At 48.5% G+C, this 16,555-nt stretch carries 14 protein-coding genes; 3 read left to right on the forward strand and 11 right to left on the reverse strand.

All coding sequences use genetic code 11. The features are described 5' to 3' along the window. Positions 1 to 196: 196 nt before the first annotated feature. From M1D91_RS05740 to M1D91_RS05760, 5 genes are all read right to left on the reverse strand, one after another. Positions 197 to 1,225 carry an NAD(P)H-quinone oxidoreductase gene (locus tag M1D91_RS05740; RefSeq protein ID WP_437433756.1) on the reverse strand — a complete coding sequence of 343 codons (1,029 nt, stop codon included), beginning with the start codon at positions 1,223 to 1,225 and terminating at the stop codon, positions 197 to 199. Between the two features lie 278 nt (positions 1,226 to 1,503). After that, positions 1,504 to 2,511: an alpha/beta hydrolase gene (locus tag M1D91_RS05745; RefSeq protein WP_437433755.1), complete on the reverse strand. Its 1,008-nt coding sequence runs from the start codon at positions 2,509 to 2,511 to the stop codon at positions 1,504 to 1,506. A 201-nt stretch (positions 2,512 to 2,712) separates the two neighbouring features. After that, positions 2,713 to 3,189, reverse strand: a complete 477-nt coding sequence (locus tag M1D91_RS05750) for a nuclear transport factor 2 family protein (protein ID WP_437433754.1) — start codon at positions 3,187 to 3,189, stop codon at positions 2,713 to 2,715. Positions 3,190 to 3,872: 683 nt separating this feature from the next. Then, the gene (locus M1D91_RS05755; RefSeq protein WP_437433753.1) at positions 3,873 to 4,445 is read right to left on the reverse strand and encodes a TetR/AcrR family transcriptional regulator; all 573 of its coding nucleotides are present in this window, start codon (positions 4,443 to 4,445) and stop codon (positions 3,873 to 3,875) included. Positions 4,446 to 4,604: 159 nt separating this feature from the next. After that, positions 4,605 to 5,180: a CGNR zinc finger domain-containing protein gene (locus M1D91_RS05760; RefSeq protein ID WP_437433752.1), complete on the reverse strand. Its 576-nt coding sequence runs from the start codon at positions 5,178 to 5,180 to the stop codon at positions 4,605 to 4,607. A 92-nt stretch (positions 5,181 to 5,272) separates the two neighbouring features. Between M1D91_RS05760 and M1D91_RS05765 the strand changes: the two genes are divergently transcribed. Further along, positions 5,273 to 6,184 (forward strand): alpha/beta fold hydrolase, encoded by a 912-nt coding sequence (locus M1D91_RS05765; RefSeq protein WP_437433751.1) that lies wholly within the window; start codon positions 5,273 to 5,275, stop codon positions 6,182 to 6,184. A gap of 165 nt (positions 6,185 to 6,349) precedes the next feature. Further along, positions 6,350 to 6,754, forward strand: a complete 405-nt coding sequence (locus M1D91_RS05770) for a VOC family protein (protein ID WP_437433750.1) — start codon at positions 6,350 to 6,352, stop codon at positions 6,752 to 6,754. Positions 6,755 to 6,942: 188 nt separating this feature from the next. On the opposite strand, the gene M1D91_RS05775 is transcribed toward M1D91_RS05770, so the two are convergent. Further along, positions 6,943 to 7,746: a hypothetical protein gene (locus M1D91_RS05775; RefSeq protein WP_437433749.1), complete on the reverse strand. Its 804-nt coding sequence runs from the start codon at positions 7,744 to 7,746 to the stop codon at positions 6,943 to 6,945. Positions 7,747 to 8,144: 398 nt separating this feature from the next. Next, positions 8,145 to 8,639, reverse strand: a complete 495-nt coding sequence (locus tag M1D91_RS05780; protein WP_437433748.1) for a glutathione peroxidase — start codon at positions 8,637 to 8,639, stop codon at positions 8,145 to 8,147. Positions 8,640 to 8,933: 294 nt separating this feature from the next. Between M1D91_RS05780 and M1D91_RS05785 the strand changes: the two genes are divergently transcribed. Next, positions 8,934 to 9,515 carry a DUF4142 domain-containing protein gene (locus tag M1D91_RS05785; protein WP_437433747.1) on the forward strand — a complete coding sequence of 194 codons (582 nt, stop codon included), beginning with the start codon at positions 8,934 to 8,936 and terminating at the stop codon, positions 9,513 to 9,515. A gap of 210 nt (positions 9,516 to 9,725) precedes the next feature. On the opposite strand, the gene M1D91_RS05790 is transcribed toward M1D91_RS05785, so the two are convergent. The 4 genes from M1D91_RS05790 to M1D91_RS05805 form a co-directional block, all read right to left on the reverse strand. Then, entirely contained in the window at positions 9,726 to 10,274 is a 549-nt protein-coding gene (locus M1D91_RS05790) for a GNAT family N-acetyltransferase (protein WP_437433746.1), read from the reverse strand. A gap of 350 nt (positions 10,275 to 10,624) precedes the next feature. Beyond that, entirely contained in the window at positions 10,625 to 10,855 is a 231-nt protein-coding gene (locus M1D91_RS05795) for a hypothetical protein (RefSeq protein WP_437433745.1), read from the reverse strand. A gap of 378 nt (positions 10,856 to 11,233) precedes the next feature. Next, positions 11,234 to 13,846: a bifunctional diguanylate cyclase/phosphodiesterase gene (locus tag M1D91_RS05800; RefSeq protein WP_437433744.1), complete on the reverse strand. Its 2,613-nt coding sequence runs from the start codon at positions 13,844 to 13,846 to the stop codon at positions 11,234 to 11,236. Between the two features lie 273 nt (positions 13,847 to 14,119). Further along, entirely contained in the window at positions 14,120 to 16,030 is a 1,911-nt protein-coding gene (locus M1D91_RS05805; protein ID WP_437433743.1) for a methyl-accepting chemotaxis protein, read from the reverse strand. Positions 16,031 to 16,555 lie beyond the last annotated feature (525 nt).

The following is a 16,555-nucleotide window of genomic DNA, read 5'->3' on the forward strand; positions in this document are numbered from 1 at the left end:
TAAATAGCCTATTAAAATCAGCGAGATAAAAAATTTACCCATGTTACTGTTTGGTTAAAATAAAAGCGGCAGGTGTTGCTTCTGTTACGTATTTACCGCTAATGAGGGCAAAGGGAGTAATTCCGCGCAATATTTGTTCAAAACAATCCGCCTGGCGCATTATTCCCTTGCCGCTCTTATGGTTACCTTAGGCGGGTTAGCCCAGGGTTTCGTCGGCAATGAGCACGACTTTACCAATATGACCGCTGGCATCCATTAACTGATGCGCCTCCCGGGCTTTCTCCAGGGGGAAGGTTTTGAATATCTGCGGTCTGACTGCGCCGGTTTCGATGAGCGGCAGTACCTTGTCACTCAGTGCCTTAATGATTTCTGCTTTCTCGGCAGGGGTGCGTGAACGCAGAGTGGATCCAAGGTGGGTCAACCGCTTGCTGAGCATGGGAAACAAATTTACCTCTTTTGCGACGCCACCGATGACACCGATCTGCACGATTCGACCATTCATCGCCGCTGCGGCGTAGTTTCGTGCAACGTAGTCGCCCGCCACAATATCGAGAATGATATCGGCACCCTGACCCTCCGTTGCCTGAAGCGTCGCCTCTACGAAATCCTCCTCTTTATAGAGGATAGCGACATCTGCCCCCAGCTTAAGGCTGGCCTCCTGGTGAGCTTGCGAACCGACAGTAGTGATAATCTTTCCGGCGCAAAAGGCTTTTGCCAGCATCGTAGCGGTGGTGCCAATCCCTGATGCGCCGCCGTGGATAAGAATCGTGTCACCCGCTTTGAACTGGCCGCGCTCGAACATATTTAACCAGACGGTCATGAAGGTTTCAGGCAGGGCGGCAGCTTCTGTCAGACTCAGACCTGGCGGTAGCGGCAGGGTGTTGCTTGCATCCGCCACGCAGTACTGCGCGTACCCACCGCCGGGAATCAACGCGGCGACATGGTCGCCCGGTTTGACCTTTTGCACATCCTTACCGGTCTGCACCACAATTCCGGCTACCTCAAGGCCGGGGATGTCTGACGCACCTGGCGGTGGCGCATAAAGTCCTTTGCGCTGCATGATATCCGGGCCGTTGACGCCTGCGGCGACAATGTGAATGAGCACTTCATTCTCTTTTGGCTGCGGCAGCGGGCGTGTGGTGGCCTGCAAAACCTCAGGCCCACCGGGCGCGGTAATTTCGATGGCGGTCATGGTTGAGGGCAGTTCCCCGTTTTCCCAGGACATGGTCTTCTCCTTACAATCAGTGAATCTTCAGCCATCCCGTTATGGATGCATTGCTAAAGACGGTGTCCTTAAAGATGGGTGCAGAGTGGCGCAAGCGCAAACCTGTCGCAGGGTTTCTCAAGCTGCGTGGACGTAAATAACCTGCGTTTTAACGATAAGCTCAGGGGGTGAACGGCAAAAATCGTGCATTTGAAAAAGAGAGAGCGGGCTGCCTTTGCCGCCAGTGAGTTTGAAAAAAGCGCCCGTGACCAGCCGGTGATGCCGGCTGGTCAGCTTCTTTATTTCAGGTGTGTTTTCAGTTCGTAAGCGGCCTGACCAAGCGCAGCCCGCACCGCCGGGACTTCGCTTAAGGCATTCAGCAGACCATAATCATGGATAAGCCCGTTATAACGCGTAACCGTGACGTCTACACCGGCAGCATCAAGTTTGCGGCCAAAAGCCTCGCCTTCATCGCGCAGCACGTCAAGTTCAGCTGTCTGGATAAGCGTAGGTGGCAGGCCCTGCAACTGCTCACGCGTTGCGCGCAGCGGAGAGGCGAGAATATTATTACGATCGCTCTCTTTTGTTGTGTAGGCGTCCCAGAACCACTTCATCATATTGCGTGACAGGAAATAGCCATTTTCATACTGGTTATAGGAGCCGGTATCAAAATGGGCGTCAGTGACGGGCCAGAGCATGACATTATAACGAATCTCAGGCGCATGATGCTGTTTAGCCTGAAGCGCCACGGCTGCAACCATGTTTCCGCCGACACTGTTACCTACCAGCGCCAGGCGTTTTCCGTCAACGCCAATTTCACTCCCGTGTTCAGATACCCAGCGGGTGGCGGCATATGCCTGATTAATGGCAACTGGGAAATGCGCTTCCGGCGATGGCGTGTAATTAACAAAGACCGCCGCCGCGCCCGAGGCTGTCACCAGGTCACGAACGAGGCGTTCGTGGGTCTCAAAATCCCCCAGAATCCAGCCACCGCCGTGGAAGAACATGAAAACGGGCAGGGTTCCTTGCGCATTCAGGGGCTTCACAATGTTTAGTGTCATTTCCCCCCCTTCAATATTTATTGTCCTTTCACTGACCTCTGCTGCAGGCAGTTTCGCGCCCTTCTGGGCATCGATGAGCACCTGGCGCGCTTCCTGCACAGAGCGTTGTTCAATCGGCTTACCTCCGCTGCTATTCAGCACATTCAGGAACTGCTGAACGTGATGTTCAGGTTGCGGTTGAGCGGCAAAGCTATTGATCGAAACGGCTGCCATTGCAGCAGTCAGTAACGCTGACTTGAATTTCATCGTCATACCCTTTTTAAATTTTGTAATATTAAATAGTGCACTATATAAATGGGCGGCATACTCAGGTATTCCTGCCCTGATGCACCTGCTTTTAATGAAAGTGGATACCTGGTACGCCAGCATTTTCGCCACACTGACGGGCCAGGATAAAGCCCCGGCCAGGTGAGTGACCACGGGCTTTCTGGAGGGTAATCGCCAGATTCAGAGGCCCAGATCCGACAGACCAGGGTGATCGTCCGGGCGGCGTCCCAGCGGCCAGTGGAATTTGCGCTCGCTTTCTTTGATAGGCATGTCGTTGATACAGGCATAGCGATGGTGCATCAGTCCATCTTCACCAAATTCCCAGTTCTCGTTACCGTAAGAACGGAACCAGTTACCGGCATCATCACGCCATTCATAGGCGTAACGCACGGCAATGCGGTTATCCGTAAACGCCCACAACTCTTTGATCAGGCGATACTCAAACTCTTTTTTCCATTTGCGGGCAAGAAACGCTTCTGCTTCTTCACGATTGTTGGCGAACTCGGCACGGTTGCGCCATTTCGTATCCAGTGAGTATGCCAGCGAGACCTTTGCCGCATCGCGGCTGTTCCAGCCATCTTCGGCAAGACGCACTTTTTCAATGGCGGATTCGCGGGTGAAAGGCGGCAGTGGCGGACGAACTTCGCTATGGGACATGTTAAAGACTCCTGTGTATGTGGGTATACCCGCAAAAACGGGGTTTAGATACTCAGACATTAAGTTTCTGCCACTGTCCCGCAACGTCCCTTACGCGAAGGGGGATGAGGCCATCACCTCTCTATCTGAGCCGGTGAAGTCTTCCTCAACTACGTTAAAAATTATCTGGCCAGAGGTATTGCTTCTTGTCCATGCATTAATGGTAGAACGATCGTTCTACCTTCGTCAAGCGACTTATTAAAACAACGGTGAAATTTACGCCAGCAAAGGCCTCTGACGGGTGGAGAATCGCTTTCAGTTTCCAGGAAAATTTAATTAAAACAATTGGTTATTTCGTAATGGGGATTCATTTTTTTATTGATGGTGTTCGGGCTAACACCGTGGGTTTAAATTTTCCCGGCCTGTCAGTGTGCCTGTGGTCAAAGATTAAACAGGGGAATTACGGGCGACTGGAAAGGCGGGGCAGGTAATAGCGCGTAGATTTCGGAAAATAAGGCTCGGGATTGTCACCAGCCGGACGAGGGCGGCAGAGCAGAAATAACATCTTCTCTGCCATGCGCAAAGTAACAAAAGCCGGAGTTGTGAAGAGAGGGAGTATTGCCAGAACTACAAAATGTCTCCCCGGCCAGGCTAGTGACCGGGAAGCTGTTAATACCTGAACTCAGGTCAGGCTCAGACGCCCGTTAAGAAACCTGCTCCAGTAACAGTTGCGCTATCTCTCTGGCATCGTCGGCGGCACGGTAATCGCCCATCACACGAGAGATGGTGATAGCACCTTCCACCAGCAGCAGCAGCTTTCTGGCGAGGGAGGACGCGTGGTCAATATTCAGCTGACCGGCAAGCTCAAGGGTGTAGTCGAGTAACTTTTGTTTGTGCATCCTGGCAATCTGGCGAACAGGATCGCTGCTGTCACCCACTTCCCCCGCCGTATTGATAAACGCACAGCCACGGTAGCCGTCTGACTCAAACCAGTCCCGGAGTACGGTGAATATATTCAGGATCCGCCCCTGTGGGGTCTCCGCTTTGTCGCACTCTGCCCGGAACCACGCCATCCAGCGTACATCACGGGCATTCAGCGCGGCGGTAGTCACTTCTTCTTTGTTGGCGAAATAGCGATAAATGCTCTTCCGGGCAACGCCTGAGGTTCTTACCAGAAGATCCATACCGGTGGCATGAATGCCGTTCTGATAGATGAGATCCTCGGCGGTGGCGAGAATTTTTTCTCGCGTAGTCGTAGTGGTGGTGTTCTTGTTCATAGAGTGATGGTAGAACTGGCGTTCTCCTTGGTCAAGTATCAGACAGTCCGGGGGTGACTCGGGATGAGGGTCACGTCAAAACTGAAGCTGACTGTAGAGCGTTACCTCATGGGAGACAATCAGTTTCCTACCCCTCCTCTGAGAAAACCTTCAGCGTGGTCAGGCTCTCGTTCTGTTTCTGAAGGCTGCCACTTTCATGCGGTTGCCACAGGTCGCCATGCTGCACCAGCGGCGGCGATGTGATTTGCTCAGATCATGGAACAGCAGAATGCAGTCGTGGGCTTCACACTGACGTACAAATTCGAATTTATCGTCCGTTATCAGCCTCACCAGGGCGTCGGCGACAGGCCAGAGAAGGCCTGAGGGGTGATGGCAATCAGGCTGAACGTCGACCTGGTACTGCTGCCTGTCCGGAGACCATTGCAGGTTGGTCATCGGGCGTCCTTCCACAAGTATCGCGTTAATGACATGCACATCAGCTGCAACAGCCTGCATCGCTGCCTCTACGACCCTCCTTGCTGCCTGCCTGAACTGACGCGCTGCTGCCAGTAATCCGGGCGGTGCTTCCGTGCCTTCAGATACCACACCTGCCATGACAAGCCAGTCGGTGACGCTGCGATCGTCTACCAGGCAATCATGCCGTGCATCGCCGGTACCGTATTCAGTATTGATGAAATCCAGCGCGAGGTTATCCGCGAGGAAGAGAGGCCGGGAAGCAGTGAGTTGGTTGTCCATATCAATCCGTAACCTATAAATTAATTTTGACAGGTTACCAAATTTATGTGTAACCTTCAAATAAGCAATTTAACGGTTACATAGGGGTTATCATGGTATTATCAACATCCACACTTCGTTCTGCTGGTGAAGCGGCAAAGGTCCATTACCGCGTGAAACAGACGGGTGATGTGAAGATTTTCTATCGCGAGGCAGGCGACCCGGCTTCGCCGACACTGCTTATGCTCCACGGCTTTGCGGGCTCTTCCTTCATGTTTCGTGATCTGATTTCTCGCCTCGCCGACCGCTATCATCTTATCGCGCCAGACTTGCCCGCTTTTGGTTTTACAGAGGCCCCGCCGCGGGGCGAATATGCTTATACATTCAGCCAGCTTGCAGAGACCATCAACCTGTTCACGCAGGCACTTAATCTTGAAAGCTATGCGTTGATGGTTCACGATTACGGCGCCCCTGTTGGCTGGCGGCTGGCTCTGGCACATCCGCAGCGGGTAACAGCCATCATTTCCCAGAACGGCAACGCCTATGAAGAGGGGCTGGGCGATGCCTGGGCACCTATTCAGACCTACTGGCGCGAACCGACGCCCGAAAACCGGGAGGCGTTACGCGGATTCCCGACGCCGGACTCCATTAAATGGCAGTACCTGGAGGGCGTTGCGGATAAAAGCCTTGTTTCACCTGATGGATATACGCTTGAAGGGGCGCAAATAGTGCGGCCTGGCAATGCTGAGATTCAGCTTGATCTGTTGCTGGATTACGCCTCGAATGTGCAGATGTATCCTCTTTTCCAGACCTATTTCCGTGATTATCAGCCACCGTTGTTAGCCGTATGGGGCAAAAACGATCCCTTTTTCCTGGCAGCAGGGGCTCAAGCATGGAAACGCGATCTTCCTGATGCAGACATTCAGTTCTTTGATACCGGACATTTCGCCCTCGAGACTCACGCAGAAGAAATAGCCGTTAAAGTGCGTGATTTTCTCGACAGACATCTGTGCGAGCAGGAATAACGCCGCTTCGGGCTGCGCGACGTTTAAGCAGGAAGTACAGCCTGAACCAAAGGAATAATGAAGGGCGTGAGTGACCAGCACTATTATTCAAAGTGTACCTCATGCCCAGTTCATGCCGAAAATAAGGCAACGTATTTCAATATTATCTGACGCAGAGGAATAACAATGTCACTGACAGCAGGTGTGCAACATATTGGCTTAGCTGTATCAAATCTTGAGGCAAGTGCGGCGTTTTTTACCAAACTGCTGGGCTGGGAGGAAGTAAAACGGCGTGAGGATTATCCCGCTATTTTTGTAAAAGATGAAGCACTGATGCTGACGCTCTGGAAAACACAAACTGAGGCCCCCGTTAGCTTTGATCGTAAAAAGAATGTCGGCCTTCATCATTTAGCGTTGCGGGTTAATAGTAAGGCGGATTTATACAGAATCCTTGATATTTTAAAAGCAAATCAGATAGAAATTGAATTTGAGCCAACTCTTATCAGAGAGGGGCCCTCAATGCATATGATGTGTTATGAGCCAAGTGGGATAAGAGTTGAATTTTACTGTTCAGATGAGCGGAATGGATAACATTATTTATTACTCTGCTGCTGCCCATTACGTGAGAGCCTGATGCCTCCCTCACTCAACCGTAAGACAGCGGTTTGCATGGGGGATGAATGAACGACGCCAGAGGAATACGAGTCACGTGGTTTATCGAGGCGTCCTTGCCTCTTCTGGCACTCCTTGTCAGGCCAACATAGTCTGTTTATCTGACGTTATTCAGGCGCATTGACCTGGGTGAGGACCGCTCCGTCTTCTCCGAGAAGCTGGAGTTTAAGCACTTCACTTTTAATCAGCGGCAGAGGAACCATATTAGGCTGACCACTGTTGCCAACATAGTCAGTGCCGGTTGCTTTCAGAAAGTAACGGACACTCATTTTGCCGCTTTCCAGCGATTTCGAAATGGTGCGAGCCAGTGTTTCGTCGGTGGCCGGAATAAAGCTGATGCGCTCCGTTTTAGACAGGTCGATAGCGCAGTTAGTATGTTTTTCGTAGCCGGTCTGTTCGTTGAATAAAAATTGCTTGCTGTCGCTGTTTACCCAGACCTGAAAACCTGCAACGCCTTTTGGATGCGCGGAGCTCTGATCGTTCGCTTCAATGTAGCGGGTGATAAACACGTTATTTGGTTTTCTGTCGTTGTGGATTAACGTCAGGGTAAAATAGTCGCTGACCTTCGTATCGGTCATGGCATCAATTTTTGCACGCATGCTGTTGATGAAGTCGGTTCGCTCGAAGTGTTCTTCTTTCTTCATCAGCTCTTGTGGCGCAATCAGGAAAGCGTAGTTCTCATCGGGTGAGGTACCAGAAACTTTTTTATATAACCCCAGGCATTGCAGGTTGGTATTAATGGCAGTGAATGCTGCGTCAGCAGGAATGTCGGGAGTTTTATTGACCGCTTGCGCCTGCTGTTTATGTTGGTCAGCAGGGGGAGTATTTTTTACCTCCTCTTTATTATCACAACCTGCAAGAAACAGGGCGGCAGTTAACAAAGATACCGTAGTAAAAGTTTTGGTCTTCAACGTCTTCCTCACTTTAAAATTAACCTACTTAAATTTCCATCTGACAAGTGACGCTCAATAAATGAGCATCTCTCAACCCGTAAAGACATCATTATGTAAAGCTCATGCTGAATAATTTACGCCCGTAACTAATGCGGCACTGATTTATCGGGGAAGTGGGTTCAGCGCTTGAATGTCTGTTTTTGCAATGTTGTTTTTAAGGCAAGCATTGTACTACGCAATTGTCATACTGCTACCTGCCATATTTTTCCCCTCTTTGCAAAAGCCGCACTGCGTAAAGCAACGGTTTCGGTACGCGGAGCGGCGCTAAAGCCCCTGGGCCTGACGCTGCTGTTCCGCGGTACGCCAGCAGGGAGATGAGTCTCATGTTTGTAAGTGCTGAGCATGGAATGACTGCATTAACAACGCTCGGGGAGATCGAGTGCTGCAAGAATGGCCGTTTCCATTTTTTGCGGGGAGGTGAAGGGGGCAAAACGCCTGAGCGGTGTACCATCGCGTCCAATCAGAAACTTAGTGAAGTTCCATTTGATTCGCCCGCCCGGCAAGCCAGGTAATTCGTTTTTAAGATAACGAAACAGCGGGTGCGCTGCGGTTCCGTTTACCTCTACTTTTCCGAACATCGGGAAACTTACACCGTAATTAATGTGGCAGGTCTGGGCGATGTCATCGGCGTCGCCGGGCTCCTGCTTACCAAACTGGTTGCAGGGAAATCCCAGCACCACCAGACCCCGGGCGGAATATTTTTTGTACAGCGCCTCAAGGCCGCCATATTGCGGGGTGAAGCCGCAATGGCTGGCGGTATTAACCACCACAACGACCTTGCCTGCGTAGTCGGCCATAGAGATAAGCTGGCCGTCCAGTGTGATCGCCGTAAATTGATGAAAAGTCTTCATATTATGGTCCTCAATTCCCCCCGTTCGACCGAGATGCTGCTGCATGGCGCGATACAGGTGGGCACAGTATTCATGGGGGCGATGCTACGATTCCGCTCTTTCCTGAGGCTTCGAACGCTACGATCTTCCCTGCTTTGCCTGGGGCATTTTCCGCTGTTCTCAGCGGCAAAGAGTCGTTAACCCCGGTCTTAAATCCCTGAGCCGCTATACTGACCAGTGCAGCTGCATTTTTTAGACGAGGCTGAGCCCGAAAAATTACCTCATACCTACCTTACTTGTTAGCAGGAGAGCAATATGCAGAAGAGTAAAACCCTGAAAGGGCTGATTGCCTTATCGGCAGTAGCCGCATTGTTCAGCACTGCAAGCGTGCAAGCCCAGACGCAGACGAATGCAGCGCAGAGTAACGTCGCAGGTCAGGCAGAATCGAGCACTAAGCTTAGCGCCGGCGACGCAAAAGCGTTAAAAGATATGGCCCAGGCCAATATCAATGAAATCGCTGCCGCGAAGATTGCGCAGGAGAAGGCGCAAAGTAGCGAAGTTAAAGCCTTCGCGGAGCAAATGATCAAAGACCACGGCGACGCGCTGACCAAAGTACAGACGGTCGCCCAACAAAAAGGGGTGGAACTACCGACTGAGCCGGACGCCACCCACAAGACCATGGCCGCTAAACTGGAAAAACAGAGTGGCGAGGCCTTTGACAAAATGTATATGGAAAATGCCGGTACCAAAGATCACAAAATGGTGCTATCGACCCTGAAAAGCGACGCTACAAAGATCAAGGATCCGGATGTGAAGGCGCTGGCCGACGCGCATACGCCTGTCGTTGAGCAGCACCTGAAGTCTGCGCAGCAGATGTCGAAGTCAGCCGATAAGTAATACGTTATTCGACAGGCACAGAATCTGCGCCCTGGACTGCGAGATTAAAGCGCATAGCAGGCAGGGCGGGATCGTTGCATGTTGCATAATGACTGTCGTTCCTGACCGCAGGTTTGCTGACGACTGCATTAACGTAAGGCCGCCATAAGAGAGGCGGCAGGACGAGACATTGCGAAGGACCGCATTTGGTTTAACACAGGCCTGGATAAATCAGCCGTTATGGCGGGCATTCCACTCTTCGCGGGTAATTTCCCATAGTTCGGAGTCAAGCAGACCACTCACATAGGCTTTCTTTTCCGTCCGAATAAGACGCATACCGCTACTGACTGAAATACGCTGGGACCGGCTGTTGTCTGCTGCTTTCGGCGCGCGCAACACTGGCTTATTCAGGGTATTAAACCAGTAATCGGTTGCGGCAATACTTGCCTCACGCATATAGCCCTGCCCCTGATATTCCGGTGCCAGCCAGAATCCGCGGTTATTATCCTCAACGTCGTAAAGACAGATTAGCCCCATGAGCTCGTCAGGCGTTTCACGACATCTGATGGTCCAGAACCAGGCCACGCCTTTTGCCATATCAGGAAGCGCGACGTTATTGACGTAATTCTCTGCGCCATTATCCGGGTAAGGCCAGGGTACTGAGGCGACCATATATCGAACCACCTCCCAGTGTGGGTAGCGTTTTTGAATCTGAACAGCATCCTCTGGGACAAGCGGCTTAAGTAAAAGGCGTTCTGTTACGAGAAGAGGGATTGTCATCGATATATTTCCTTATGTTTATTCCATTCTGTTCAACCCGGGATTCACTACCCTATGACTCTCTTCTGTCAGGGTATACGAGCGGAGACTGCGGTCAACAGGCGTCAGATTTATCGATGCTTCGGCTGACGTGCTCTGTCTTTTCGCCGTGGCATGATCCACGCCTGTTTTGTGCGAGCGAGGCCCTGGCGGCAGCGGTAAACCCCACGGCGGTATAAACCGGGCCTCTCAGGCGGTTACCTGTTAACTGCCGCTTAGCGCCAGAGTGTTGGGTCGGGCCATTCCCGCCAGTGCGGCGTTAGCATTATCGTTCATTCCTTTTGGCGTAACTATCAGGCCAGCAGTAAAGGTTAACGCCTGGTACCTAAGATCCTTGTGGCAATCGCTTTTGCACTCTTGAGCTTTACCTTTCCTGCCTCGGAATGCGTGCTGGATTCAAAGGTTTCAAAGTAAAGGTCGATGTTTTCTGCGGCTTTTTCTATAAATACCTGCGGGAGTTGCGAGCAAATAGACTGAAAAATTATTTCATAAGCTAAAGCACGGCACTGCAGGTCATCAATCACTTCTTCGACTGGCTTCATAACCTCTCCTTGATCAAGGCGGTGATACTCGCTGATAAACAGAAAACTTTCGAAAGCGAGTACCTGGGCGACAGGAATATTTAATGTAGCTGAATAAGTCTGACTTGACAGCATTCGCGCTATTTCAGCGAAAACCAGGTCGCCTCAGAGCGGCGAAAAGAGCATCACCAGGCTGTGGTTAACGAAGCCCGCCCGGGATGCTAAACCTTAAACTATCGCTATGACCACGCGCCAGAAACATAGCGGCGGGTCGGGAATCACACTGACGAGTCCGACTATAGTGGCTTGCCAACGCGCGGAGCGTAAACGGGTACCCAGGACGATGCTCGTGGGGTTTAAAAATCACCCCGTCAGCTACCTGTTTTCTCTGAAAGTTACCTATCGACATTTTAATAAATCTACAATTTTGTATGCCTCTTTTTCGTACATATTGCATCGAATAACTTCCAGCGAGGTAGGGCGACTAAAATAATAGCCCTGTGCAATATCACAATTGTATTTTTTTAATTGTAACAGCTGCTCCTGTGTTTCAACGCCTTCTGCAGTGACTTCCATGTTATAGTCTTTACTTATGCCAATGATTTTTTCAACTATATTTTTTGCAGTTTGTGAGTCATTCATGGCAAAGATGAACGATTTATCAATTTTTATTCCATGAAAAGGAAAACTATGCAGGTGGTACAGAGAGGTAAAACCTGTACCGAAATCATCGATAACTAATCTGATACCCATCTCTTTCAATTCCTGCATTATCTGCAATGCGCGCTCCGGTTTGCATAATGTGATGTTCTCGGTGACTTCCAGTTCGAGGCGAGATGAAGATAAACTGGAAGCCATTAGGGCTTTTTTAATTCTGAGAATTACATCACTGGTTTTAAATTCCAGGGGCGAAATGTTAACTGAAAGGCTAATTTTATCAAAAGTCTGGGCGACTTCCTTGCAGGCATTTTCAAGTACCCAATCGGTAATAGAGGTTATGATACCCGTTTCTTCAGCCAGAGAGATAAACTGATCGGGCATAATGACTCCATGCCGGGGATGCCGCCAGCGCACCAGGGCTTCCACTGAGGTCATGCATGACTTCTTGATATCAAATTTAGGTTGGTAAACCAGAAACAGTTGGTCTTTCTCTATTGCTTCACGTAAATCACTTTCCATTTCCCTGCGCTGGATAATTTGCTTGAACATATCAGATTGATAGATTTCATAGGAGTTCCCGCCTTTGTTTTTCGATTTATACAGGGCGATATCCGAATAGATTAATAAATCGTTAGCTGTCAGGGCATCCTGCGGCGAACGTGCACAACCGATATTCACACCTACAAATATTTGGTTATTATAGACATGATAAGGTTTACTCACCGAATCAATAATTCTCTGACAAAGAGCATCAATATCATTATCCTGGCTGGGGTCAGATACAATAATGATAAATTCATCTCCTCCCTGGCGTGTCACCATGTCTGAATCACTTAAGCAATGGCGTAACCTGTCAGCCACTTCGCTGAGAACGATATCGCCTGCGGCGTGGCCGTATAAATCATTGACTGATTTAAAATCCGTAAGATCCAGACTCAACATTACCAGCGAATTACCCGCTTCGCTTCGGGATTGTAATTTACCTGTAAGAAATTCCTGCATCATTACGCGATTAGGCAGTCCCGTTAATGCATCATGATGGGAGAGAAAGCGAATACGCTCATTCGCTTCCACCTCATGGGTGACATCAGAGGCGGTACCACGAAAGCCCATTGTGCCATCCGGCAACCGTGCTCTCTTTATAGTTAAGTTACAGTAGCGGTTATTGCCCGTCGCGGAAACGTAACGGCAATGAGACAAAGACAAACAGTTACCTGATTGGGTTGGCGTCAGCCAGCCTTTGATTGTGGCATGGTTATCTTCAAAAAAGTCTATTAAGCTTCGCTGAAGCCACTCATTGATACTGTAGCCAGTAATTAATGGGAAGCGCGCAGAAATCCATGTAATCTTTAACGAAGGGTTAGCTTCCCATATCCAGTCAGTCGTTGCATCGACAACGTCTTTAAAGCGTTGCTCGCTATATAATAATTCAGAGCGGCTTTGTTCCAACAAAAATGTCTGTTCATCATTCAAACGTGCTTTCATCATAGCCTTACGGGTAAGATGTAAGGCGAAGAGCGCAGCAGTGACCATGAAAAGAATCAGCAGAGGGATAACCCAGTAAAGTAAATGCTCAGAAGGGGATTTGCTCTGCCACGCAACCGTTAAGCACTCTTCAATATCTGAGGTGCAAATCTTACTCTGATTCAATATGGGATCCGCAGCGTGTGCTGATATTAAATGGAGATCGGTAATGCCGTATTCATCTCCAAGTTTCTGCATTTTCACTGGAGTTAATATGTCGAAAAAAATCATCAACGTATTTTTTTGATTAATATAAGACTCGAATTTAATGTTTTCACGCACAATCCATGCTGCTGCCACTAATGCAACCTGGCCATTAATATTAATCAATTTTGAAATGGTTTTTCCCTTACTTTCATCAAGGGCAGCGAAAAGGCTCCGGGAAATATCTTTTCCTAACCATTTATCCATTGGTACTGTACTCAGTTGCCCATTCTGTATGCTATACTGAGTTTTCCCATCTGGAGATAAAATAAAAACACCTTCGTAGTTAAATTTTGAGTAAAGAGAACTACCAAAATTTTGCTCATTCCAGGCCCAGTTTTTGTTCACGGTGCTTGAAAGGTTATCATAAGCCTCATTCCAGTTTGCATTATCTGTTAAATGCAAACGTAAATTTTCCTGGCGATTATCAAGGGATTTTGTTATTAAATGAGACTTTTCATTATAATCATAGTGATTTAAATCTTTTTTTATCTGAACAAGCGTGAGAATTATGGTTAAAAATATAAATATCATTAAACCCGGGATGAGTAATGTAATTTGCTGGAGTATCTCTTGAGTTTTGCCATCCAGCGAGGGTGGCGTTCTATTATCGAATAAGCTCATGATTAGACCTTGAATTAATGACTCATGAATCCCAAAAAAGTATCTTTGCTTGTCTTATAGAAATCTTAAAAAAGCTTACCAGGCATATAGTTGTGACTCTACTCATTCAAACTATCGTTAACGTTATAAAGTCGCACGGGTGCTGAGTGGTGTGCCGGCCACTATGGTAAATACTGCGCCTGGTAAGAAACGTTACTATAAAGAAGGCCTTAGAGTCGCTTCAGTGAAAATTAAAACCATTTTTATACCCTCCGGTTAAGGAGGGTATAAATATTAAAAGGATTCCCAGTCAGTCCCGGCGCTCGTCACTGCTGCAGGTCGCAGGGAACGTCTGACAGGCAAGGCGGATTTAGGTTTATTTTTTTGCGGTTCAGTGCCAATTTTGAATACTGAAACCAATTGAGAAAGCTGTTCGGCCTGTTGCTCAAGAGATAATGACGCTGCTGATGACTCCTGGACCAGGGCAGCATTTTGCTGGGTAGTAGAATCAAGCTCGGTGACAGCTTTCCCTATCTGGTCAATACCTCTGCTTTGCTCATCTGAAGCATCGGAAATTTCATTCATAATGCCGCTGACATTCGTAACCGATTCGACAATTTGCTCCATAGTCGAACCAGCCTGATTAGCCATTTCGGAACCAAGATGCACGCGATTGACTGACTCTTTGATCAGAACTTCAATTTCTTTCGCAGCCTGCGAGCTTCGCTGCGCAAGATTTCGTACTTCTCCGGCCACCACCGCAAATCCGCGACCTTGCTCTCCCGCGCGCGCTGCCTCGACTGCAGCGTTCAATGCCAGAATATTCGTCTGGAATGAAATGCTGTTAATAACATTAATGATATCTGTAATTTTATTAGAACTTTCAGTGATGGTTTCCATTGTGCTGACCACATCCCAGACAATTTTTCCACCAGCGCGAGCATGTTCGGCGGCGACCCCGGCAAGCTGGCTTGCCTCACGGGCGTTATCAGCATTACGTCTGACCGTAGAGGTCAACTCTTCCATACTCGCAGCCGTTTCGACCACTGCCGCTGACTGCTCTTCCGTACGGGAAGCGAGGTCAACATTGCCAGCCGAAATATCAGAAGAGGCGCTGGCGACGTGGACAACAGATTCTTTGATTTGGGCGATCATTTCCCGGAGCTTATCGTTCATTATGCCCATCGCGATGGTTAACCGCCCAAGTTCATCTTTCGACTGAGGCTCAATAATCGCAGTGAGATCGCCCCCGGCTATGCGTTCAGCAAGCGTCAGGTTATGTTTGATCTGGCGGGTCATCTGCCTTGTCAACAGCCAGGCCACGAGCAGTCCAGTTATTACTGCGCAGACGGCAACCAATGCCATGGTTAACATTACGTTTTGAATGACATCAATATTTTTTTGTGTTTGCCCTGCAACAAGATCGGTCGTAATTGTGTTTATTTTATCAGCCACACCTGTTAACACCGTAGCTGCTTTCTGGGATTCAATTAAGGAATGACTATAGGCCTCTACGTTTTCACGCATGAGCTTGAGATACTTTAACGCCTGTTCCTTTGCCGGGAGAGAAAGGACGATGTTTTCAGAATTTATCAACTTTAATGCAGCATTGTACTCCGTCATAAAGTCGTCCATCCCACGTTTCCCGGTGGAGGACTGTATCTCATACACGGACATTCCCATCTCATTCAAATCGACAAGTAACGACACTTCATCTTTAGAAATGCTTTGCTGCTGGAACAGGAGGGCACTGTATTGAACCAGTGGTGCTTTCGAATCCTGTGAGGTCAGTTGCGCTGCTTTTTGCTTTGTCAGGGAGTCTAACTGTACAAAGCTGTCACGCTGACTGGCGTAAAGAGGGATGGTATCGCGCAGTTCCTTAAATAAGATCCCTGCATCCTTATCCCAGGTGAAGTTTTGACCCTTAAACGCAATTTGATCCATTTTGCGGATGGCTGCTATATTATTCTGCAGGGCCGCATCTTCATGATTAAGCTGGTATATCAAACGATTACGTCTTGCCGTGTTCAGTTCGTCACTAATTTCATTAATGAGTTTTCCCTTAAGGGCATGATTGCGGATGGTGTCAGACTGAACAATACTGATCAAAGAAGAGAGTACGATAATAATTATTAAAACCGTAAAGCCACCAAATAGTTTAGCAGCCACAGGAAGGTTTTTTAGAGATGGTAGTAGCTGAGCCATAGAGGGTTCCTCGTTAAAATACCTGGTTTTCTTTAATTATCTTTATGTTACGGAAACTTTCACTCTACTGTTTCGCGTAGTGTAAATGCTGGGTCTAATATTCATTATGAATTGACTCATCTTGTCATCGGCCGTGTTTGATAAAACATTAATATTATCTGTAAGAAGCATGATGCAAGGTTTGTTTCTTTTAATATTTTTTTCTGTATTGCATAATATATGTGATCTGTTTAACACTCAGTAAATGCCACCCTGATAATAATTAGCATGAGAAGGGTGTTAACCTTAAAAACATCTCAATGATAATACTGTCAATCATTCTCGCAGCGAACATTTCCGGTCAATTGCAAAAGTCCCTGTTCAAATCTTCCGATATTTCGTCTCTTTACTATGAGTGGCTACAATCACCGTTAACATAATGGCGTTCTGCCTGGAGCACACGACTGTTCCTGAGCAGACAGAGCGACACCCAGGTGAAGTTATTACTTAAAAAATCTATCTTTTTGATATCTATCATAAATACAC

Source organism: Enterobacter sp. SA197, from assembly GCF_054131575.1.